Below are 22226 nucleotides of genomic sequence, written 5' to 3' on the forward strand. Positions count from 1 at the left end.
TAGTTTTTTAGAAATACAGTCAGTATTCCTTCAAAAAACGGTCCTAATTATCAAAAAACTATCTCTTACCTAAATGTACCTTACTTGTGAGTCCAGATTATAAAGAACAGTTCATAGACGCCAGAATTGTGTGAGGAAACCATGAAGTTATATTATTCAGACATCAGCAATGATATTACCAAGAAGTTGACCGCTTTAGCACTGGAAGAGTCCCATCGGGTTCAACGGGTATTTTACATTGCGCCCAACTCCTTGTCCTTTGAAAAGGAAAAAAAAGTCCTATCCTACCTGCCGAGAAAGGCTAGTTTGTCAATCCTGGTGACCCGCTTTGCGCAAATGGCCCGTTATTTTATCTACCATGAAGAGAACAGCAAAAAAGCGTTGGATGATTTGGGCTTGTCCATGATGGTCTATCGAGTTTTAACACAGTTTGAAGATGGTGATTTGCAGGTCTATGGCCGCTTGAAGAAGGACCCGGCATTTATTGAGCAGGTGGTCAATCTTTACAAGGAATTGCAAACCTCCAACATGCCCCTTTCTGCCTTGGAAAATCTGGAGACTTCTGCCAAGAAGGCAGATATTATCAAGATTTTGTCAGCCTTGCAGGACGTTCTCATGGACGAGGATTATGAAAATGAGACCAAGTTGGCGCAATTCAGACGGAAAGTAGAGTCAGGTCAATTGGATGACCAGCTCAGCCAGGTGGTCCTGATTGTGGACGGTTTTACGCGTTTTTCAGCTGAAGAGGAAGCCCTAATTGCCAGCCTTCATGGGCGTGTAGCGGAAATACACATTGCCAGCTATGCCAGCAAAAAAGCCTACCAGGAAACTCATCTTGAGGGGAATGTTTTTCAAGCTAGTGTTGAATTTCTCCGTCACTTGGCTTTTAGCTACCAGACCAAGCCCATTTTCATGGACGGAGTTGATCAAGGCAAGTTGACAAGGGATGATGGCGATGTTCCGAGGCCATCCCTTGCAAAACTCTCCAAAAATATTGAAAGCCAGTTTGATTATTCCAAACCTGCCTATGAGCTGACTGAAGAGGATTTGTCAGCTATTGAAATTTGGGAGGCTACCAATCAAAAGGAGGAGGTCGAAGCGGTTGCTCGTTCCATTCGTAAAAGATTGTTTGAGGGGACTCGCTATAAGGATATCCTAGTCCTGCTAGGTGATGTGGATAGCTACCAACTTCAGATTGGCAAGATTTTTGATAAATATGAAATCCCCCACTATTTTGGCAGGGCTGAGGAAATGAGCCACCATCCGCTGGTGCATTTTGTGGAGTCCCTGGAGCGTCTAAAACGCTATAATTTTCGGGCAGAGGACCTGATTAACTTGCTGAAATCTGGTCTCTATGGCCAGCTGGAGCAGGGGCAACTGGACCGCTTCCACGCTTATATTACCTTTGCGGATCTCAAGGGCCAGGCTAAGTTTTCTCGTGATTTTACGGTCAATAGCAGAGCGAATTATGATTTGGAGGTTTTGAACCAGCTACGAGAGAGCATTATGGCACCTCTGACACAGTTTTTCAAGGCTCGTCCGCAGTCAGGCCAATCCCTCCTAGAAAAATTCATGGAGTTTGCCCGTCGCATCAACTTGGCTGAAAATATGGCTGCCTTGTCAGAAGGACTGAGCCAGCTGCAAATTGAAAAAGAGGAAGAGGTTTGGAAAGCTTTCTGCCATATTCTGGAAGTTTTTCAACACTTGTTTGCCAAGGAAACCCTGTCGGTCGAGGACTTCCTTTCCCTACTCAAGGCGGGTATGCAATCTAGTCATTACCGGACCGTGCCAGCAACGGTGGATGTAGTGTCTGTCAAGTCCTATGATTTGATTGAACCGCATACGGCCAAGTATGTCTATGCCCTGGGGTTGAGCCAGTCGAATTTCCCAAAAGTTGCCAAGAATACAGGTATTTTGACAGACGAGGAGAAGGTCAGAATGAATGAACGTTCGGACTCCCTAGCCCAGTTCCACATTCCTAGTCGGGAAAATGGCAAGAAAAACCATGCTACCTTTATGTCCTTGCTGCATTCGGCGACTGAGCATCTGGTCTTATCAGCTCCGCAATTGTACAATGAAGGTCAGGAATTAGTCTCTCCTTATCTGAAGCTATTGACGGGCTTGGGTGTGAAATCCATTGAAAAAGGTCGGAGGACGACCCTGCTGCCAACGGATGTCGGGCATTTTAATGGTCTCCTGTCCCAAGTTATTCAGCTCAATCCTGAGGAATTGGCTACAGAAGAGGATACTGATATCAAGAACTTTTGGTCGGCGGCTGTCCGTTATCTTGATAAGAAGTTAAAGCAAAAGGGCGTTACCATTCCGACAATTTCCAGCCAATTGCACAGTCAGAAGCTGGCCAAGAAAACTCTGGCAACCCTCTATCCAGTTGGCCAGCCCTTGAGGTTGTCGGTGTCTAGCTTGACGGACTTCTACAAGAATGAATACCTCTTTTTCATTAAGCATGTCCTGCGTTTGCAGGAGCAGGATTCTATTCGCCCGGATGCTCGTAGCCATGGGAATTTCCTCCATCGGATTTTTGAGCGCGTGACCATGGACCACAGCAGTGCCTTCTTCGATGAAAAGTTGGAGCAGGCCATTGCAGCAACCCGTCAGGAAAAGGATTTCCAGGCCCTATACGGTGAGAATGCCGATAGTCGTTATTCGGAGCAAATTTTGTTGGACGTAGCGCGTGCAAGTTCCCTCGTTTTACGAGGCGATAATCCTGTGCAAGTCTTGGCCAATGAAGCAGTGTTTGGTCAGAACGAGCAAGCCCATTTAGAACTAGAAGGTGGTCGTAAGCTACAAATTATCGGTAAGATTGACCGCCTGGATCAGCTGCTATCAGACCAGGCTTTGGGTGTGGTTGACTACAAGTCCAGTGCCAATAGCTTTAAGATTGACAGATTTTACAATGGCCTTAGTCCCCAGCTCATTACCTATCTGTCGGCCGTTAGTCAGATGAAGGTTGCTGGGCAGACAGATAAGGTATTTGGGGCCATGTATCTGCATTTGCTGGATCCCATTGTCAAATTAGCCGATACTAAGGGGCAGGACCAGGTTCTTGCCGAAGCATACAAATCCTTGGTTTATAAGGGCTTATTTATCGAAGAGGAGAGCAATCGTCTCAACCAGCTCTATCATAAGACCAAGGCCAGTCTTTATAGTCGCAAGGAATTAGGGCTTCTAATGGCCCATAATGAGAAATTGTACCGCCAGGCAGCCAGCCGCATTTTAGAGGGGGAATTTGCCATCAATCCCTATACAGAAGATGGACGTTCCGTTGCAGGTGACCAGCTCAAGGCCATTACCGGATTTGAAGCAGACCGGCATCTGAGCCAGGCTCGTGTCTTGGTCAAGGGTGGTAGGCGAGAAGACTGGTTAGAGCGAATGAAAGGAGGGAGCCAATTGTGAGCTTTCAAGCATTTTTAACCGAAGAAGAAATCAATGAGATTCAGGCCCAGGAATTGGCTTCCGAAAAAGACCAGAAGCGAACTCCAGAGCAGATTGAGGCCATTTACAGCCATGGGCAGAATATTTTGGTGTCTGCATCAGCGGGCTCAGGAAAAACCTTTGTCATGGTCGAGCGGATTTTGGACAAGCTCAAACGGGGTGTCCATATCGACCAGCTCTTTATCTCCACCTTCACGGTCAAGGCGGCCGGTGAATTGAAGGAGCGGATTGAGAAAAGGCTCAACACGGAAATCAAAGAGACGGTGGATGAGGACATCCGCAGGCATTTGACGGCTCAATTGGCTGAATTGGGCAATGCGGATATCGGAACCATGGACTCTTTTACCCAGAAATTAGTCACGACCTATGGCTATGAGCTGAGCGTGGCGCCCAATTTTCGTATCATGACAGATAAGAATGAGCAGGATTTGCTGAAAAATGAAGTGTTCGGTGATCTCTTTGCAGATTATCTGTCTGGAAAAGATGGCAAGTCGTTTGAGCAATTGGTTCGGAATTTCTCCGGCAACCGCAAGGATAATAAGAATTTTCGGGAATTGGTCTACCAGATCTATGACTTTAGCCAGGCAACTAGCGCACCAGACAAGTGGCTGCGGCAAAATTTGCTCAAGGGCTATCAAGTTTATAAGGACTGGGAGAGCCTACCTAGCTCTAGCCTAACAGGTTTGCTAGCAGCCATGTTTCAGGCCGCTGATGACCTGCAGGACTTGACTGATTTGCCGGATTACAAGCAAAAAACAGCCAAGGGAGAGGATACGGCGGCCTACAAGAAGCACCAATTGATTTTCCAAAGTCTGCGCGAATGGGCCCAGGAATTTGACAGGCATATGGATGCGGCCCGCCTGCCGGAACTTACTGGAAAATTAGTGGACATCCTCCCTTCGTCCAGCGATGTCACAGTGGCTGGGGTCAAGTACCCTGTCTTTAAGCAGCTCAAATCCCACTTGCAGAATCTCCAGTTTTTAGAGACAATTTTTGCCTACCAGCCCCAGGTCTTGCCACTTATGAGGATTTTGCAGGAATTTGTTTGCGATTTCTCTTATCAATATTTGCAGGCCAAGATGCAGGAAAATGCTTTTGAGTTTTCTGATATCAGCCATTTAGCCATCGGTATTTTAGAAAGCAATGCGCAGATTCGCCAGCATTTCCAAGAAAAGTACCATGAGGTCATGGTGGACGAGTATCAGGATAACAACCACACCCAGGAGCGGATGCTGGACCTCTTGTCAAATGGGCACAATCGCTTTATGGTGGGAGATATCAAGCAGTCCATCTACCGTTTCCGTCAGGCGGATCCTCAGATTTTCCAAGATAAGTTCGAGCTCTACCAGGCCAATCCAGAGGCTGGCAAACTGATCCTGCTCAAGGAAAATTTCCGTAGCCGGGTAGAGGTCATCGATGCGACCAATGCTATTTTCACGCGCCTCATGGACAAGGAAGTGGGGCAAATCAAGTATGATGAGACCCATAGCCTGGTTGCTGGTAGTGAGGAGCAAGGGAAACAAGAACTCATCCTGCCCAATAATGAGATGGAGTATTTGATTTACAATACGGATATATCTGACGAGGAGCAGGAGGAGCAATCCTTTACAGCTGGCGAGGTGGAGCTGGTGGCCAAGGAAATCATTCGCCTGCATAAGCAGGAAGGAGTCGCTTTTTCAAAGATTACGCTACTGGTGCCAAGTCGGACCCGCAACGATGCTATCTTGACCAGTTTTGAAAAGCATGGTATCCCCTTGGTAGCGGATGGAGGTATGGCTTCCTATCTCAAGTCGCTGGAGGTCATGGTCATGCTGGACACCCTGCGGACCATTAACCAGCCACTCAATGATTATGCCCTGGTAGCCCTGCTCAAATCCCCTATGTTCGCTTTTGATGAGGACCAGTTGGCTCGGCTGGCTCTCCAGTCAGAGACTGGATTTTTCTACGACAAGATTCAGCTGGCTCTATCGGGTCAATCGGAGAATGCAGATTTGATTGAGCGGGATTTACTGGAAAAAGTTCAGAAGTTTGATGCCGTCTTGTCAGACTGGAGAAAATTTGCCAAGCTTCATTCCATTCACGACCTGATTTGGAAGATTTTCAATGATCGCTTTTACTATGATTATGTGGGTGCTCTGCCCAATGGTCAGAAGCGGCAGGCCAATCTTTATGCCCTGGGCTTGCGGGCCAATCAGTTTGAAAAGACAGGATTTAAGGGCTTGTCACGCTTCATCAGTATGATTGATAAGGTCCTAGCCAGCGACAATGACCTGGCCGAGGTAGAAGTGGCTGTTCCCAAGGATGCTGTCCAGCTCATGACGGTCCATAAGTCCAAGGGCTTGGAGTTCCAGTATGTCTTTCTCATGAATATGGACAAGAAGTTCAATGCCATGGAAAGTCGGGCGCCTTATATTCTCAGTCGGGAAAATGGCCTGGGCATCCAGTTTATCGCAGATATGAAAGACCAGTTTGATACGCCGCTCCCGCATGTGCGCGTGCAAATGGACACCCTTCCCTATCAGATAAATGGCCAGGAGCTGAAAATTGCCAACCTATCGGAGCAAATGCGCTTGCTCTATGTGGCTATGACCCGTGCGGAGAAAAAGCTCTATCTAGTGGGCAAGGGCAGTCAGGAAAAATTAGCTACTCGCTACGATGGCAAGCGTCAAGATGGCGTTCTTGCAAGGGCCAGCAGAGAGAGCATGACCTCTTTCCAAGACTGGGTGCTAGCCATTGAGGCGGCCTTTCCAGACCAAGACCTGCATTTCAAGAAGCGATTTATCCAAGACACTGATTTGGAATTTACTGATGAGGATAAGTTGGAAATGCCTGACAAGCAGACCAATCCTGGGGGCAAAGACCAGCGACAGTCTAAAGCTATTTCAGATACTATCAAGCAACTAAAAGGTGTCGAAGAGCTCAATCAGCGCTACAAGCCAGCTATTGATTTGCCGACCTTGCGGACGCCAAGTCAGATTAAAAAACTCTATGAGCCGGTCTTATCTGATGAGGTCCTGGATGTGATTGAACCGAGACAGACAGAGCATTCCTTTAGCTTACCGAATTTCACTAAACACAAGCAGGTGACGGGTGCTGAAATGGGGTCTGCCATCCATGAGCTCATGCAGGCTATTGATTTGTCATGGCTGGTGACAGAGGATACGGTTAAAGAAGCTCTTGCTCGTGTGCAGGCTGATCAGGCTGTCAAGGACAGGATTGATACTCAGAAGATTTTGGACTTTTTTGATACAGATTTGGGACGGGAAATCTTGTCCAATACTGACAAGCTACACCGCGAGGCACCTTTTGCCAGTATCCAAAAAGATGCAACTTCTAAAGAGGAATTTGTCCTGCGTGGAATTATTGACGGCTACATCCTTTATGAGGACCATATCGTTCTGTTTGATTACAAGACCGATAAATACAAGCATCCGGAACAATTACGAGAACGTTACCGGCAACAAATGGCCCTCTACGCTGCCAGCTTGAGACAGGCCTATGCGATTGACCGAGTGGATTCATACTTAATTCTTTTGGGCGGAAATCAGATTGAGGTTTTGTCCCTCTGAAACCTGTAAAATGGAGGTGATTTATGGAACGTATATTTTTCATTATTAAACCAGACGCTGTCCAGCATGGGCTGGTGGGGCAGATGATTTCCCGCATCGAGCACCGTGGCTTTACCATTTCTGATTTGAAAATGATGACGGCGACGGAAGACTTGATTGCCGCCCACTATGACCATTTGACGGACAAACCATTTTTCCCGCAATTGGTGAACTATATGACCAGTGGACTGCTGATTGCTGGTATCGGGTTATTTGTGATATTATTGATGATGAATTGGTTGTACTTGTGGTGACTGTTGGCTATCGTCGTGATGTTTATTAAGTTTGACAGCAGCAAAAACTCTTCTGGGGTTTTTGCTTTTTTTATTCCACATTTTTCGGTAAAATAAGGAAAAGTAAAAAAGGAGTAAACACATGGGTTTGTTTTCAGGTTTGATGGGCAATGCCTCACAGATGAATAATGATAAGGTAGAGCAAGAGTTGGCAGATATCCTTTTGGATGCGGAACAGGTAGAAATGGCCTTTAGTTTGGTTCGTGACCTAATTGTCTTTACCGAGTATCGCTTGATTCTGGTGGACAAACAAGGAATGTCAGGTAAGAAGGTTTCCTACAAGTCTATTCCCTATCGTTCGATTTCACGATTTACGGTTGAAACCTCCGGTCATTTTGACCTAGATGCGGAGTTGAAAATATGGATTTCTTCAGCAGCAGAGCCAGCAGAGACTCTGCAATTTAAGAGCGACAAGTCCGTCATTGCTATTCAAAAGGCCTTGGCGTCTGCTGTTTTAGGTAAATAGATAAATGTAGAAAGTGATTTTTGGGTCACTTTCTATTTTTTTATAAAAAATTTAACATTTTCCAGATTTTTTGAGAAATTTTGCGAATTGATAGGTGAAGGGATATTTGGTAATGGTCTGATTATGACAAATGTTACAAAAATATTTCAAAATATTACGTTTTTGTTTTTATTTTTACAAAACATATGTTATAATAAAAATATATGTAAGTGAAAATAATTACAAAGGAGGATTAGAAAAATGAATAAACGTTGGTACACTAAGCAAGAGAATCGTTTCTCCATTCGCAAATATTCTGTTGGTGCAGCTTCTGTCTTGCTTGCAACCCTTTCTTTTATGTCTAGCCAAATTGCAGCTGCTGATGAGATTCAGTCAACGCCGCCTAGTGAAGAAAATCCAGTTCTTGTTAGTCCTCCGATTGTGACTAGAGAGATAGTTGAAACTATTTCGGAGACTACAAGTGCCAGCGTGGCTACAAGCAGCGTAGGGACACAGACGGAGGCTGCTGTGACTGAAGTTCCGACTGTTCAAGTACCAGTGCTTCCTAAGCAAGGGACTTATACATTTACTGAAAAGACTGGAATCAAAAATGAACCTGCCATCGCTAGCCAGGATCAATTTTATTATGATAAGGGGCAAAAGGTCATCTATGATAAGGTTATGACAGCGGATGATTATCAGTGGATTTCCTATGTTTCCTTCAGTGGTACTCGTCGTTACGCCCCTATCAATAAGCTAACAAAAACAGAACCAACGCCTACATTAGTTACTGATAAGCCTGTTGAAACTCCGGCAACCAACCAAACTCAAACCGCAGAGACTTCCCTCAAATTAGCTCCTCAAGGTAGCTACACCTTTACCGAGCGTGTAGGTGTCAAACGCGAAGCCAAAATGACCAGTCCAGATGTTGCTTTTTATGATAAGGGTATGAAGGTCAACTATGACAAGGTCATCACCGCTGACAGTCATCAGTGGTTGAGTTACATTTCCTTCAGCGGCGGTCGTTCTTATATTCCACTGGCTAAAGTTGCACCTGTAAGCACTCCAACCGTTCACAAACCTGCTGAAACTGCCACACCTGTATCAGAACTCCCTAAAGCTGGTACTTATCGTTTTACTCAAGATATGCCTATCCGCAATCAGCCTAAAATGAGTAGCCCAGCGGAATATTTTTATCAAAAAGGTGAGAAAGTCAATTACGATTCAACACTGGTAGCGGATGACCATAATTGGATTTCTTATGTTTCTTACAATGGAACTCGTCGTTACATTGCCATTTCAAAAGTCGCTACACCAGTCACTCCGGTGGTTCAAACTCCACCAACAACCCAAACTGAAACCGCAGAAGCGTTTCTCAAACTGGCTCCACAAGGTAGTTACACCTTTACCGAGCGTGCGGGTGTTAAACGTGAAGCCAAATTGTCTAGCCCAGATGTAGCTTTTTATGATAAGGGCATGAAGGTCAACTATGACAAGGTCATCACCGCTGACAGTCATCAGTGGTTGAGCTACATTTCCTTCAGTGGCGGTCGTTCTTATATTCCAGTGGCTAAAATAGCGTCTGTAATCCCTCCAACCGTTCACCAACCTGTTGAAAGTCCAAAACCAGACAAACCAACTGTCACCCCAGCAACAACCCAAACTGAAACCGCAGAAGCGTCTCTCAAGCTAGATCCGCAAGGGACCTACACCTTTACCGAGCGTGCGGGTGTTAAACAAGAAGCCAAATTGTCTAGCCCAGATGTAGCCTTCTATGATAAGGGTATGAAAGTTAACTACGATAAAGTTATCACAGCCGATAATCATCAGTGGTTGAGCTACATTTCCTTCAGCGGCGGTCGTTATTATATTCCAGTGGCTAAGGTTGCACCTGTAACCACTCCAACCGTTCACAAACCTGTTGAAAGTCCAAAACCAGACAAACCAACTGTCACCCCAGTAACATCCCAAACTGAAACCTCAGAAGCGTCTCTCAAATTGGCAGCACAAGGTAGCTACACCTTTACCGAGCGTGTGGGTGTTAAACGTGAAGCCAAATTGTCTAGCCCAGATGTAGCCTTCTATGATAAGGGTATGAAAGTTAACTACGATAAAGTTATCACCGCCGATAATCATCAGTGGCTAAGCTACATTTCCTTCAGCGGCGGTCGTTCTTATATTCCAGTGGCTAAGGTTGCACCTGTAACTGTTGAAAGTCCAAAACCAGACAAACCAACTGTCACCCCAGCAACAACCCAAACTGAAACCGCAGAAGCGTCTCTCAAGCTAGCTCCGCAAGGCACCTACACCTTTACTGAGCGTGTTGGAGTAAAACGCGAAGCCAAAATGACCAGTCCAGATGTTGCCTTTTACAACAAGGGCATGAAGGTCAACTATGACAAGGTTATCACCGCCGATAATCATCAGTGGTTGAGCTACATTTCCTTCAGCGGCGGTCGTTCTTATATCCCAGTGGCTAAGCTGACTGATAAGGCTGACAAACCAGCAGTTTCAAATCTTTCGACTGAGACACAGGCAAATCAAGCCAAGCTTACCTTCAACGGTCAATACTACAGCGTTGATGGCAAGTACGGTCCAGTTATCATTGTCAATAAACAGCATGGGCTGGCTTCCACCTATAACCCAGGTGAGAATCCGACTGCTCGTAACGCTTATCAGAACTTACGCAATGACATGATTCGCCAAGGATTCAACGTTGGCAAGGCCTACAGTGGCTTCCGTAGCTATGAGACCCAGCAGTCTCTCTATCTGAACTATGTTCAACGTGATGGGCAGGCTGCGGCAGATCGTTACTCAGCTCGCCCAGGTCACAGTGAGCACCAGACTGGCTTAGCCTTTGACCTGACTGATGCTTCAGGCGCTTTATTGACAAATAGCAGAGCAGAGCAGTGGCTCAAGGACAATGCCCACAAGTATGGCTTCGTTGTTCGCTACCTACCAGGAAAAGAAGCAGTGACAGGCTACATGTCTGAGCCATGGCATCTCCGTTACGTTGGTAAGGAAGCCAAGGATATTTACCAATCTGGTCTGACTCTTGAGGAATATTACGGTATTCCAGGGGGAGATTATCAGAAGAAACAAACTGTCCAAGCTAATCAAGCTAACAGTGGTGCTATAAATGTCGCTGCTCAGCCATTGCCAGCAAAAGGAACCTACCGTTTTACCAAGGGAGCAGTTGTCCGAAACGCAGCAAAATCTACGAGCCCAGCTCTTTACACCTTCGCAGCCGGTGAAAGCATCAATTACGACCGTGTGGTGAAAGAAGACGGTAAAACCTGGTTATCCTATATTGCCTATAGTGGAAATCGTCGCTATGTTCAAATTGCTTAAATGAGCTAGAACCTTTTCCAAAACTCACTTGTTCAGCATAATTCAAGTGAGTTTTTTCATCTCTTTTTACAAATGAGGCTTTTCTATGCTATACTAGTAAGGGTAAATTCGAGACGGAGGAATCATGAAAAAGGTTATTAGTTTAGTATTGTTGGTTTGTTGGTGCTTCACCCCCCTACATTCTGTTTTGGCTGCAGAGTCAATTGTAGACATTGCCAAGGCGGCAGGTTATCCAGCTAGTGAAGAGACTGCGCCAAAGAGCTCTATTGTTATCAATGCAGACAATGGTCAGATTTTATGGGACGACAATGGAGATTTAGTGCGCGATCCAGCAAGCACGAGCAAGGTAATGGTGGTGTATTTGACTCTAGAAGCCATTAGTCAGGGAAAAATTACCCTAGACACAGAAGTGGTTGCGACAGAGCAAGACCAGGCTATTTCCCAAATCTATGCCTTGAGTAATAATAATATCCTTGCAGGTGTTAGTTACAAAGTCAGAGAGTTGCTGACTATGACCCTGGTTCCCTCGTCCAATGTGGCGACACTGATGTTGGCACATTTGATTTTTGAAGGGGATGACGCTGGATTCCTTACATTGATGAATGATACGGCCCAGGCTCTGGGAATGAAGAATACGGTATTTTACAACGCGACGGGGGCTATTACAGAGGCCTATGAAGGTTTATATGCTCCGGAGGGAGTTGATCAAAGCCTGGCCAATGAATCAACCGCTAAGGATTTGGCTATTCTTGGCTATCATATGATTAAACGCCACCCAGAGGTTCTGGAATTCACAAATGCGACCAAGGTGACAGTCAAAGAAGGTACTCCGAATGAGGAATCGTTTGAGGCCTATAACCACTCTCTGCCTGGTGATCCTATGGGAATTGAAGGGGTAGACGGTCTGAAAACGGGCTCTAGCCCAAGTGCTGGTTACAATTCGATTGTCACTGCTAAACGGGGTGATACCCGCCTGATTACGGTAGTTCTAGGAGCGAGCGAGTGGGGCGATCCAGAGGGTGAATTTGTTCGTCATTATTATGTCAATGGCCTCTTGGAAAAAAGCTTCGCAGACTACAAACAAGCAACGGTTCTTGAACCTGGGAAACACACTGTAAATGGTGAGGAAATCCGTATTGAACAGCCCTTGACCGGTTTGGTTAAGGAGGGGGAAGAGCCAAGTCTGACGATTGAGAACAATAAGGTCATGCTTGCCAATTCTATTGATTCAAGTAAGGGAGTGGGCATTGTCGAAGAAAAACCTGTGGTAGATACGGTTCTTGAAACGACTAGTTCCCTCATTTCCTCTCCGCTAATGCCTTATATCCTCTTGGGACTGGGAATTTTCTTTGGTCTGTTGGTGCTCCTTTTTATCATTTCACGCATCAAGAAAAAACGCCGGAGGGTGCGTGCTGGTGGCCGACGAGGGTCTAGATAGTAAATATGATATCGAGGGGGCTAAGTAAGCCTCCTTTTTCATCTACATGGTATAATATTCCTATGACAGTTATTGAACAGATTGAAACAGTAAAAAAAGATAAATTGGGCTTACTGACGGTGCTCTGCGGTGAGGACGTGGGTCAATACCAGATAGCCAAGGACCGCCTGCTGCAACAGTTGGAGTTTGATCCGGCGGACTTGACCTATGCTTATTTTGATATGTCTGAGGCGGATTACAGCCAGGTGGATTTAGATTTGGTGTCCCTACCCTTTTTCTCGGATGAGAAAGTGGTCATTTTGGATTATTTTGCGGATATTACGTCTGATAAAAAGCGCTATTTGACGGATGATGAGCTCAAGCTTTTTGAGGGGTATTTGGAAAATCCGGTTGAGACGACGCGTTTGGTCATCCTAGCCCCTGGTAAGCTAGATAGCAAGCGCCGTTTGGTGAAAATTCTCAAACGAGATGGACTGATTCTGGAGGCCAATCCTCTCAAGGAAAATGATTTGAAGGCTCATTTTCAGAAAGAAATTGGTCGCCTGGGGCTCAATCTAGATGCCCAGACCTATCACTATCTCTTGGTCAAATCCAATTTTGAATTTGCTGAAGTCAGTAAAAATCTAGCCTTTCTCCAATCCTATAAGGGGCAGGAGCAGATTTCACAGGCGGACATTGATGCGGCTATTCCTAAGACCCTGCAGGATAATATTTTTGACCTGACCCAGCTGGTCCTCCAGTCTAAGATGGATGAGGCAAGGAGCCTGGTGCGGGACTTACGCCTGCAAGGGGAGGATGAGATTAAACTGATTGCGATTATGCTGACCCAGTTTCGAACCTATCTGCAGGTGCAAATCATGCAGGAGCAGGGGCGGAGTGAGCAGCAGATGGTGGCGGAATTGTCTGAGATTTCGGGGCGCAAGGTCAATCCTTATCAGATTAAGTTTGCCCTGCGTGACTCAAGGCATCTGTCGGTAGGCTTTCTCAAGAAGGTGGTGCGCTTGCTGATTGAGACGGATTACCAAATAAAGACTGGAGTCATGGACAAGGATTACCTGTTTGACTTGGCCCTGCTTAAAATCGCTACGAGTTGATTTGAGGCAATGGAGATGATAAAACTTGAAAAAAGAAGTCATAAGTTATAATAAAAATATAAAAGGAGTTAGCTCCAACTAACTCCTGCGAAAATCCGTTTAAGACGGTTATTTCTTTTTATCTGTAAGCAGGTTTAGCGCTATGACAAGTGTTAATAGGTTGATGGTAAAACCGCCAAACTCTAGCATCACTTGCAAAGCCTCTGCTGTGGACAAAAGTTGTTGCTCATTTCTAATAGGATTTTATTGGCTATGTGCATAGGCATCACCGTACTTTCAAAAATAATTAAAGGGGATTGTAGAAGCAGTCCCTATCTCCCGCCATCACAATTGTAATAACGGGTAGAAAATAGTTATTGATGTTTTACTATCTAATATACTGTCTCATTCTGCTCAAAATCGCTACGTCGTGATTTTCAGACAAATAAATTGAAAAGGCTGCCAGAAAGCGGTAAAATAAAACTATCAAATTGATAGGAGAATTCGATTATGGCAATTATTTTACCAGACCTACCTTACGCTTACGACGCTTTGGAGCCACACATTGATGCAGAGACAATGACGCTTCACCATGACAAGCACCATGCGACTTATGTGGCAAATGCCAATGCAGCGCTTGAGAAGCATCCTGAAATCGGTGAAGACTTGGAAGCTCTTCTTTCAGATGTTGAGTCTATTCCAGCGGACATCCGTCAAGCTTTGATCAACAATGGTGGTGGTCACCTCAACCACGCGCTTTTCTGGGAATTGCTTTCGCCAGAAAAAACAGAAATTTCAGCAGAATTGGCAGCGGACATCGATGCAACATTTGGTTCATTTGATGACTTCAAAGAAGCTTTCACAACTGCAGCAACAACTCGTTTTGGTTCAGGTTGGGCTTTCTTGGTTGTTAACAAAGAAGGCAAGTTGGAAGTTATTTCAACAGCCAACCAAGATACACCGATCATGCAAGGTTTGAAGCCAATCTTGGCCTTGGATGTTTGGGAACATGCCTACTACCTCAACTACCGCAACGTTCGTCCAAACTACATCAAAGCATTCTTTGAAGTCATTAACTGGGACAAAGTAAACGAGCTTTATAAAGCGGCTAAATAACAGACAGAACAAGTGGGGAAACCTGCTTGTTTTTTGTTGTATGATAGTTTATGCTCCTAGAAACAAAATATCGAATGAAATAAGAAATTCACCTCCATTTTCATAATATTTCTGATTTTTTCACTACAATTTCACATAAAGCGAACATTTGTCGTTATTTTTATAAAAAACGTTGTTTTATCTTGCCTTTTGCTGAGAATAGGATTATGATAATTATATAAAAATAATATAAGAACAAGGAGTCATTCTGATGAAGAATATTCGTTTGAAGTCTAGTATCTTGGCCTTGGTAGCTGGTTTTAGTGTGGCAGCTACGCAAACCACCCTGGCAGATGAGTTGGCTGTGCAAATCATGGGTGTCAACGATTTCCACGGTGCATTGGATACAACTGGTACAGCTCGTTTGGAGGGGGAAACTGTCCGTAACGCTGGTACAGCGGCCTTGCTAGATACCTACATGGATGATGCTCAAGTAGAATTTGAAGCAGAAGCAACAGCTAAAGAAATTCCAGCGGAATCTATCCGTGTTCAGGCTGGTGATATGGTTGGTGCCAGTCCAGCCAACTCAGGCCTCTTGCAGGATGAGCCAACTGTCAAAGTCTTCAATGAAATTGGCGTTGAATACGGAACCTTGGGTAACCACGAGTTTGACGAAGGTTTGGCAGAATTCGACCGTATCGTGACTGGTCAGGCCCCAGAAGCTGGAAAATTCAACCCAATCGTGGATAGTTATGACCGCCAGGCTTCTACGCAGGAAATTGTCATCGCAAACGTGGTAGATAAGGCAACAGGCGAAATTCCATTTGGCTGGAAACCATATGCTATCAAGACCATTCCTGTTAATGACAAAGTTGCCAATATCGGCTTTATCGGTGTGGTAACAACAGAAATTCCAAACCTTGTCTTGAAGGCAAACTACGAACAATATGACTTCCTTGACGAGGCAGAAACCATTGCCAAATATTCTAAGGAATTGAACGACCAAGGTGTCAAGGCGATTGTTGTTCTTGCCCACGTTCCCGCTACAAGTAAGGAAGGTGTGGCAGCTGGTGCAGCAGCGGATATGCTGGAAAAACTCAATAGCCTCTACCCAGAAAACTCAGTGGACCTTGTCTTTGCGGGTCATAACCATGTCGCAGTAAATGGCACAGCGGGCAATACCTTGATTGTCCAAGCAACTTCACAAGGTAAGGCCTTTGCGGATGTTCGTGCTATTTATGAGACAGACATCGCAGACTTTGTGGCTATTCCAACGGCGACTATCAAGGCAGTAGCACCTGACCAAAAAACACCGTCCGCAACCATCCAGGCCATTGTCGATGAGGCAAATACCATCGTCAAACAAGTGACAGACAAGAAAATTGCGACTGCGGCGTCTACAACTGCCATTTCTCGTGATGTTAATAAATTCAATGAAAGTGCAGTCGGAAATCTGGTGACAACTGCCCAGCTGGAAATCGCTAGAAAATCTGGCTACAATGTTGATTTCGCCTTTACAAACAACGGTGGTATCCGTGCAGACCTGGCTGTTCAAGAAGATGGTACAGTGACGTGGGGTGCTGCACAGGCTGTTCAGCCATTTGGTAACATCTTGCAAGTGGTGGAAATGACTGGTGAGCAAATCTATACTGCCCTCAATGAGCAGTATGATGACACGGAAAAATATTTCTTGCAAATCTCTGGCTTGAAATATACCTACACCCATGCGGATAATCCTACAGATGAAGTGCCATACAAGGTTGTCAAAGCCTACACAGCTGATGGGCAAGAATTGGACCCAGCTAAGACCTATACCCTGGTTATCAACGACTTCCTCTTTGGTGGTGGCGATGATTTCTCTATCTTCAAGGAAGCAAAATTGATTGGGGCCATCAATCCAGATACAGAAGTCTTTGTTGAATACCTCTCAGACTTGGAAAAAGCTGGTCAGAAAATCACTGCTCAAATCGATGGTCGTAAGCAATTTATCGAGAAAGAAGAGCCAGCTCCAATTGAGGAAGAAACTTCACCGTCAGACCAAACTCCTCAAGGGGAAACAGAGAAGCCAACCCCAGAAGACCCAACTAATCCAAAACCAGAACAAAAACCAACTCGACCAACCGACCCAATCCTAGACCCAACCACAGAACAAAAACCAACTCGACCAACCGACCCAATCCTAGACCCAACCACAGAACCAAAGCCAACTCTATCTAGCAAGGAAGAGAAAACATTGCCAAACACTGGTCAATCTGACTTGACAGCTCTCCTTATCAGCTTGGGTGGATTGGTATCACTGGGTACAGCTGTTTCAATTAAGCGCAAAGAAGTTCAATAAGCACCTTACACTTGATAGCAAGCGGGATTCAATCCTGCTTGCTTTTTGTGTATTCCTTTTTAAAATGAAGGATATTTTGATATAATGAATAGAGGGATTGCTAAAAATTAAGCTAAATGACACCGGTGTCACCACGTGGATGTTCAATAGCCGTAGAGAAATAGGATGAGGAGTGCCATGATCACAACTGACCAGTATATGTACCTGAAAAATCATCCAAGCTTTAATCAGCTGTCCGTGGAGCATTTTGATCAGCTGGCCAAGGAAATCCGTTTTCGGAAGATTCCCAAGGGTCAGGTCATTTTCTATGCGGAAGACAAGCGTGACTATCTCTTTGTCATAGGCAAGGGTTATGCGCGGATTGAGCAGTATGATGAGACGGACACATACAGCTACCTGGATTACATTCGGCAGGGCGGTTCATTTCCTTTTGGAGATATGTTTCAGGACAAGACCTACCATTATACGGCCATTGCCATCACGGACTTGGAGTACTTTATTATTCCTATGGCTCTTTATGAAAAGTATTCCATGCGCAATCCGAGGCAATTGGTCTATATCAACAGAAAATTGTCCAATATCCTGCGTTTTCAGGAGCTGCGTTTGCGCAATGCCATGGTGTCAAAGGCCAGTAGTCGAGTGGTTCAGGTATTAGCCTTACTTTACTGGGACATGTGTCGGCGAGAGTCCTTGGAGGAATTACCGTTTGACATTAGTATCCAAGAGATTGCCCGCCTGGCGGCTACGACTAGGGAAACTGCTAGCCATGTCTGCAAGGAATTAAAGGAAGCTGATAAAATCGCTTACGGCCACAAGCGCCTGACCTACAAGGATGTTCCTTTCTTCCTCAAAAGTTTAAATTAGTTGATTCTCCTTCCTAGACAAGTCCGTTGGGCTTGTCTTTTAGTTATTGTAAACTATTGCATAAAAATCCCACGTTGTAAAATGAAGTGCAAGAAAAAAGACATGTTCGTCTGATATACTAGAATTCCCCAACTCAGCATAGAAAGCAGATGAACATGTCCAACACTCATTCTACCAGAAAAACATCCTATTCTCATCTCTCAGCCACAGAACGTGGTGAAATTGCTGCTTATCTTAAAATGGGAAAGAAACCAATTGAAATCGCTCGACTTCTGGGTCGTCACCGGTCTACAATCTGTCGAGAAATCAAACGTGGTTCAGTAGATCAGGTACAGGATAAGAATGGGAAACGAACCTATTTCAGCACCTATTTCGCTGATAGTGGACAACGTGTCTATGAAACCAATCGCCGAAAGTGTTCTTATCTCAAGTTGAATGATTGCTCCGCGATGACTGTCCCTGCAGATTCAACATTACCAGGTGAAGGTGGCGATGTCCCAGTTATTCCAGACGTTCCAGGTTATGTTCCGGTTGATCCAGGTACGAATGAGCCGTTGAAACCAGTAGATACAGAAGAGCCATCTAAAGGCTACATTCCACCAGTTCTAGGAAACCCAGGTGAAGATACACTTATTCCTTATGTACTAGTTAAGGATGATGGTCAACCAGGTGAGCCAGGCACTGATGATAAGCCAGGTGGACCAAATGGTGGCGATAACGACCCAGGTGCCGACACTCCAGCACAACCATTTACAGCTGGACAATTGCCAAACACTGGTGAATCTTCATCAGTAGCAGGTGTTCTCGGAGCAGCAATGCTGGTTGCAGCCCTTGGCCTTGCAGGCAAACGCCGTCTTCGCGAAGAATAGGCAACAACTTCCCATCTTAGCATGGGGAACATTGAGTAGGAGCAGTCAGCCCTATCTGCTGAGGGCCCTCTCCTCTTGATTATATTAAGCTTCTTATGATGTGAATGGAAACGTCCTCCCTCTTAACCAATCGCATCTGTAGGAGATAGACTCTATTGTTAAAACTGACAGGAGAGCTTTTTTGTTACTTTTAACAAAAAAATAAATATTGATTAAATCGCTAAAATGATAGAAATATTGATTATTTAGCCGCATTTTTGCATAAAAATCTACCATGTCTCCTGAAAATGAGAAATTTCTCTCATAGTGATTGCTAAAAACTTCATGATTGCATCCGCTTTCTTTGATAAAGTATAGGTGAACAGGCGAGGAAATACTTACTCAACCTTGCCACAAAGAAAAAAATATATAATAGGAGGTACTGAGATGTCTACACATCCCATTCACGTTTTTTCAGAGATTGGTAAACTGAAAAAAGTTATGTTGCACCGGCCAGGTAAGGAACTTGAAAACTTGATGCCGGACTATTTGGAGCGCTTCCTCTTCGATGATATTCCATTCTTAGAAGAAGCTCAGAAGGAGCACGATGCTTTTGCTCAAGCCCTGCGCGATGAAGGAGTAGAGGTTCTCTATCTGGAGCAATTGGCAGCGGAATCCTTGATTAGCCAAGAAGTTAAGGAACAATTCATTGATGAATACCTGAATGAAGCAAATATCCGCGGACGTGCAACCAAAAAAGCCATTCGCAAGTTGCTCTTGGCGATTGAGGACAATCGTGAGTTGATTGAAAAGACCATGGCAGGTGTGCAGAAGTGTGAATTGCCAGCGATGCCTGAGGAAGAAACTGGTTTGACAGACTTGGTAGAATCCAGCTATCCATTTGCCATTGATCCAATGCCAAACCTTTATTTCACTCGTGACCCATTTGCGACTATTGGTAACGCGGTGTCTCTTAATCACATGTATGCGGAGACTCGTAACCGTGAAACACTTTATGGAAAATATATTTTCACCTACCATCCTGACTATGCAGGTAAGGTGCCATTGGTTTACAATCGTGATGAAACCACTCGTATCGAGGGCGGTGACGAGCTTGTCTTGTCTAAAGACTTGTTGGCGGTTGGTATTTCTCAGCGGACAGATGCGGCTTCGATTGAAAAACTGCTCATCAATATCTTTGAACGTGGCGTTGGCTTCAAGAAAGTGATTGCCTTTGAATTTGCCAATAGCCGTAAGTTCATGCACCTGGATACGGTCTTCACCATGGTGGACTATGATAAATTTACCATCCACCCTGAGATTGAAGGAACCCTGCGTGTCTTCTCTGTGACTTATGAAAATGAAACCCTGCACATCGAAGAAGAGCATGGTGATTTAGCGGAAGTATTGGCAAGCAATCTGGGTCTTGAGAAGGTTGATTTGATTCGTTGCGGTGGCGGTGACCTGGTTGCTGCTGGTCGTGAGCAATGGAATGATGGTTCCAATACCTTGACTGTGGCACCTGGTGTGGTTGTTGTTTACAAGCGTAATACCATCACCAATGCGATTTTGGAATCCAAGGGACTTCGCTTGATCAAGGTCAGCGGTAGTGAATTGGTTCGTGGTCGTGGTGGTCCACGTTGTATGTCAATGCCGTTTGAGCGGGAAGATATTTAAGATGAAGAATGAAAAACTTGTGGTCGGCTCGCAGGCCTGGGAACGGGCATGTTCCATCTATGTGCGATTCCAAGTTTTTGTCCTGGAGCGCTCGATTCATCTCGAAGATGAATTTGATAGCCATGATCAAGAAGGACGTGTCTATGCGAATCTCTTGATTGGTGAAGAACCTGTCTCAACTGGTCGCTTTCTTCCAATAGGTTCAGAGAGAGCACGGTTGACACGGATTGCTACCTTGGCCAGTCATCGGGGTAAGGGCTATGCTAGAAGTATCATCATGGCCCTGGAAGACTATGCCAGAGAGGCAGGTATTTACCACTTGGATATCCATTCGGAGCTGACGGCTAAGACCTTTTATGAGTCTTTGGGATATGTGGCCAGTTCAGAGCTTTACCAGGAAGATGGGGAATGGTGCCAGACCCTGTCAAAACGATTAGACAATGATTAGAATCTATATTCACAGTTCGGCACCTGAACTAAGGTAGTTTTTATGAAATACAGTCAGTATTCCAGCAAAAAACTATCTCTTATCTACATTTACCTCACTTGTGAATACAGCTTTTTAGAAGAGGAAAGACAAATGACAAATATTTTCAAAGGAAGACATTTCCTAGCAGAAAAAGATTTTACACGCGCAGAATTGGAATGGTTGATTGATTTTGCGGCACACTTGAAGGATTTGAAACAGCGCAATATTCCGCATCGTTATTTGGAAGGGAAAAATATTGCTCTCTTGTTTGAAAAAACGTCCACTCGTACCCGTGCGGCCTTTACAGTAGCTTCCATTGACCTGGGTGCTCATCCAGAATATCTGGGTGCCAACGACATTCAATTGGGCAAGAAAGAGTCAACTGAGGACACCGCAAAAGTTTTGGGCCGGATGTTTGACGGGATTGAATTCCGTGGCTTTAGCCAAAAAATGGTCGAAGAATTGGCAGAATTCTCTGGCGTACCTGTCTGGAATGGCTTGACCGATGCTTGGCATCCAACACAGATGTTGGCCGATTATTTAACCGTCAAGGAAAACTTCGGCAAGTTGGAAGGCGTGACTTTGGTTTACTGTGGCGATGGCCGCAATAACGTTGCTAATTCTCTCTTGGTGACTGGTGCTATTCTGGGTGTTAATGTGCATATTTTCTCGCCAAAAGAACTCTTCCCAGATGAAACAGTCGTGGAATTGGCGCAAGGATTTGCCAAGGAAAGTGGCGCGCGTATCCTGATTACGGATGATGCGGACGAAGCAGTTAAGGGCGCAGATGTCCTTTATACGGACGTTTGGGTGTCTATGGGTGAAGAAGCTAAGTTTGAAGAACGGGTGAAAATGCTCAAACCTTACCAAGTTAACATGGATTTGGTGAAAAAAGCTGGCAACGAAAATCTCATCTTCTTGCATTGCTTGCCTGCCTTCCACGATACCAATACCGTTTATGGCAAGGATGTGGCTGAGAAATTCGGCGTAGAAGAAATGGAAGTGACAGACGAAGTCTTTCGCAGCAAATACGCTCGTCATTTTGACCAGGCTGAAAACCGCATGCACACAATCAAAGCAGTCATGGCTGCGACCTTGGGTGATCCATTTGTGCCAAGAGTGTAATATAGAAGTATAAAATTACTTGCTTGCCAATCTCCGAGATATTGGAGGTTGAGAAGTAGGTCGATGAAATGACAGTAGCAGTGGGTGGGCTGGCTTTTGACGAGTCAGTCCTCCCTTCAAGAGAATCGTGAAAACGGTTTCCTGAATAA

15 protein-coding genes and 1 pseudogene are annotated in these 22226 nt (G+C 45.0%); 15 read left to right on the plus strand and 1 reads right to left on the minus strand.

Going from position 1 to position 22226, the window contains the following annotated elements:
- Window positions 1-141: 141 nt before the first annotated feature.
- The 7 genes from rexB (at window position 142) to holA (ending at window position 13682) form a co-directional block, all read left to right on the plus strand.
- The gene (rexB, locus tag ACHBID_RS05370; protein WP_394731762.1) at window positions 142-3414 is read left to right on the plus strand and encodes an ATP-dependent nuclease subunit B; all 3273 of its coding nucleotides are present in this window, start codon (window positions 142-144) and stop codon (window positions 3412-3414) included.
- Entirely contained in the window at window positions 3411-7022 is a 3612-nt protein-coding gene (gene addA, locus ACHBID_RS05375; RefSeq protein ID WP_394731761.1) for a helicase-exonuclease AddAB subunit AddA, read from the plus strand. Before rexB ends, addA begins: the two co-directional genes overlap by 4 nt.
- Before the next feature lie 23 nt (window positions 7023-7045).
- Complete coding sequence (locus ACHBID_RS05380; RefSeq protein ID WP_172022270.1) at window positions 7046-7315, plus strand: nucleoside-diphosphate kinase; 270 nt, start codon at window positions 7046-7048, stop codon at window positions 7313-7315.
- Window positions 7316-7436: 121 nt separating this feature from the next.
- The gene (locus ACHBID_RS05385; RefSeq protein WP_024397275.1) at window positions 7437-7820 is read left to right on the plus strand and encodes a PH domain-containing protein; all 384 of its coding nucleotides are present in this window, start codon (window positions 7437-7439) and stop codon (window positions 7818-7820) included.
- 240 nt (window positions 7821-8060) lie between these two features.
- Window positions 8061-11150, plus strand: coding sequence for an LD-carboxypeptidase LdcB/DacB (gene ldcB / locus ACHBID_RS05390; protein ID WP_394731760.1), 3090 nt, complete (start codon window positions 8061-8063; stop codon window positions 11148-11150).
- A 124-nt stretch (window positions 11151-11274) separates the two neighbouring features.
- Window positions 11275-12588, plus strand: a complete 1314-nt coding sequence (locus ACHBID_RS05395) for a serine hydrolase (RefSeq protein ID WP_394731759.1) — start codon at window positions 11275-11277, stop codon at window positions 12586-12588.
- A gap of 62 nt (window positions 12589-12650) precedes the next feature.
- Window positions 12651-13682: a DNA polymerase III subunit delta gene (gene holA, locus ACHBID_RS05400; RefSeq protein ID WP_105160438.1), complete on the plus strand. Its 1032-nt coding sequence runs from the start codon at window positions 12651-12653 to the stop codon at window positions 13680-13682.
- 108 nt (window positions 13683-13790) lie between these two features.
- Here holA and ACHBID_RS05405 read toward each other — a convergent pair whose 3' ends face one another.
- Complete coding sequence (locus ACHBID_RS05405; RefSeq protein WP_209306925.1) at window positions 13791-13898, minus strand: putative holin-like toxin; 108 nt, start codon at window positions 13896-13898, stop codon at window positions 13791-13793.
- Between the two features lie 273 nt (window positions 13899-14171).
- Between ACHBID_RS05405 and sodA the strand changes: the two genes are divergently transcribed.
- The 8 genes and pseudogenes from sodA (at window position 14172) to argF (ending at window position 22077) form a co-directional block, all read left to right on the plus strand.
- Window positions 14172-14777 (plus strand): superoxide dismutase SodA, encoded by a 606-nt coding sequence (sodA, locus tag ACHBID_RS05410; protein WP_105160439.1) that lies wholly within the window; start codon window positions 14172-14174, stop codon window positions 14775-14777.
- A 247-nt stretch (window positions 14778-15024) separates the two neighbouring features.
- Window positions 15025-17094 (plus strand): 5'-nucleotidase C-terminal domain-containing protein, encoded by a 2070-nt coding sequence (locus ACHBID_RS05415; protein ID WP_394731811.1) that lies wholly within the window; start codon window positions 15025-15027, stop codon window positions 17092-17094.
- A 177-nt stretch (window positions 17095-17271) separates the two neighbouring features.
- Window positions 17272-17958, plus strand: coding sequence for a Crp/Fnr family transcriptional regulator (locus ACHBID_RS05420; protein WP_170239218.1), 687 nt, complete (start codon window positions 17272-17274; stop codon window positions 17956-17958).
- Window positions 17959-18113: 155 nt separating this feature from the next.
- A pseudogene (locus ACHBID_RS05425) lies at window positions 18114-18404 on the plus strand (helix-turn-helix domain-containing protein); the annotation flags it as partial.
- 3 nt (window positions 18405-18407) lie between these two features.
- Window positions 18408-18827 (plus strand): LPXTG cell wall anchor domain-containing protein, encoded by a 420-nt coding sequence (locus ACHBID_RS05430; RefSeq protein WP_394731810.1) that lies wholly within the window; start codon window positions 18408-18410, stop codon window positions 18825-18827.
- Window positions 18828-19253: 426 nt separating this feature from the next.
- Window positions 19254-20483, plus strand: coding sequence for an arginine deiminase (arcA, locus tag ACHBID_RS05435; RefSeq protein ID WP_105110553.1), 1230 nt, complete (start codon window positions 19254-19256; stop codon window positions 20481-20483).
- Between the two features lies 1 nt (window position 20484).
- Window positions 20485-20931 carry a GNAT family N-acetyltransferase gene (locus ACHBID_RS05440; RefSeq protein WP_394731757.1) on the plus strand — a complete coding sequence of 149 codons (447 nt, stop codon included), beginning with the start codon at window positions 20485-20487 and terminating at the stop codon, window positions 20929-20931.
- A gap of 132 nt (window positions 20932-21063) precedes the next feature.
- Window positions 21064-22077, plus strand: coding sequence for an ornithine carbamoyltransferase (gene argF / locus ACHBID_RS05445; RefSeq protein WP_105137029.1), 1014 nt, complete (start codon window positions 21064-21066; stop codon window positions 22075-22077).
- The last annotated feature ends 149 nt before the right edge of the window (window positions 22078-22226 follow it).

This window comes from Streptococcus sp. A25, from assembly GCF_043674095.1.
In the GTDB taxonomy this organism is placed as follows: domain Bacteria; phylum Bacillota; class Bacilli; order Lactobacillales; family Streptococcaceae; genus Streptococcus; species Streptococcus suis_V.

Coding starts and splice junctions, on each gene's coding strand:
- rexB (WP_394731762.1), top strand. CDS start 142: ATGAAGTTATATTATTCAGACATCAGCAATGATATTACCAAGAAGTTG.
- ACHBID_RS05380 (WP_172022270.1), top strand. CDS start 7,046: ATGGAACGTATATTTTTCATTATTAAACCAGACGCTGTCCAGCATGGG.
- ACHBID_RS05385 (WP_024397275.1), top strand. CDS start 7,437: ATGGGTTTGTTTTCAGGTTTGATGGGCAATGCCTCACAGATGAATAAT.
- ldcB (WP_394731760.1), top strand. CDS start 8,061: ATGAATAAACGTTGGTACACTAAGCAAGAGAATCGTTTCTCCATTCGC.
- ACHBID_RS05395 (WP_394731759.1), top strand. CDS start 11,275: ATGAAAAAGGTTATTAGTTTAGTATTGTTGGTTTGTTGGTGCTTCACC.
- holA (WP_105160438.1), top strand. CDS start 12,651: ATGACAGTTATTGAACAGATTGAAACAGTAAAAAAAGATAAATTGGGC.
- sodA (WP_105160439.1), top strand. CDS start 14,172: ATGGCAATTATTTTACCAGACCTACCTTACGCTTACGACGCTTTGGAG.
- ACHBID_RS05420 (WP_170239218.1), top strand. CDS start 17,272: ATGATCACAACTGACCAGTATATGTACCTGAAAAATCATCCAAGCTTT.
- ACHBID_RS05430 (WP_394731810.1), top strand. CDS start 18,408: ATGACTGTCCCTGCAGATTCAACATTACCAGGTGAAGGTGGCGATGTC.
- arcA (WP_105110553.1), top strand. CDS start 19,254: ATGTCTACACATCCCATTCACGTTTTTTCAGAGATTGGTAAACTGAAA.
- ACHBID_RS05440 (WP_394731757.1), top strand. CDS start 20,485: ATGAAGAATGAAAAACTTGTGGTCGGCTCGCAGGCCTGGGAACGGGCA.
- argF (WP_105137029.1), top strand. CDS start 21,064: ATGACAAATATTTTCAAAGGAAGACATTTCCTAGCAGAAAAAGATTTT.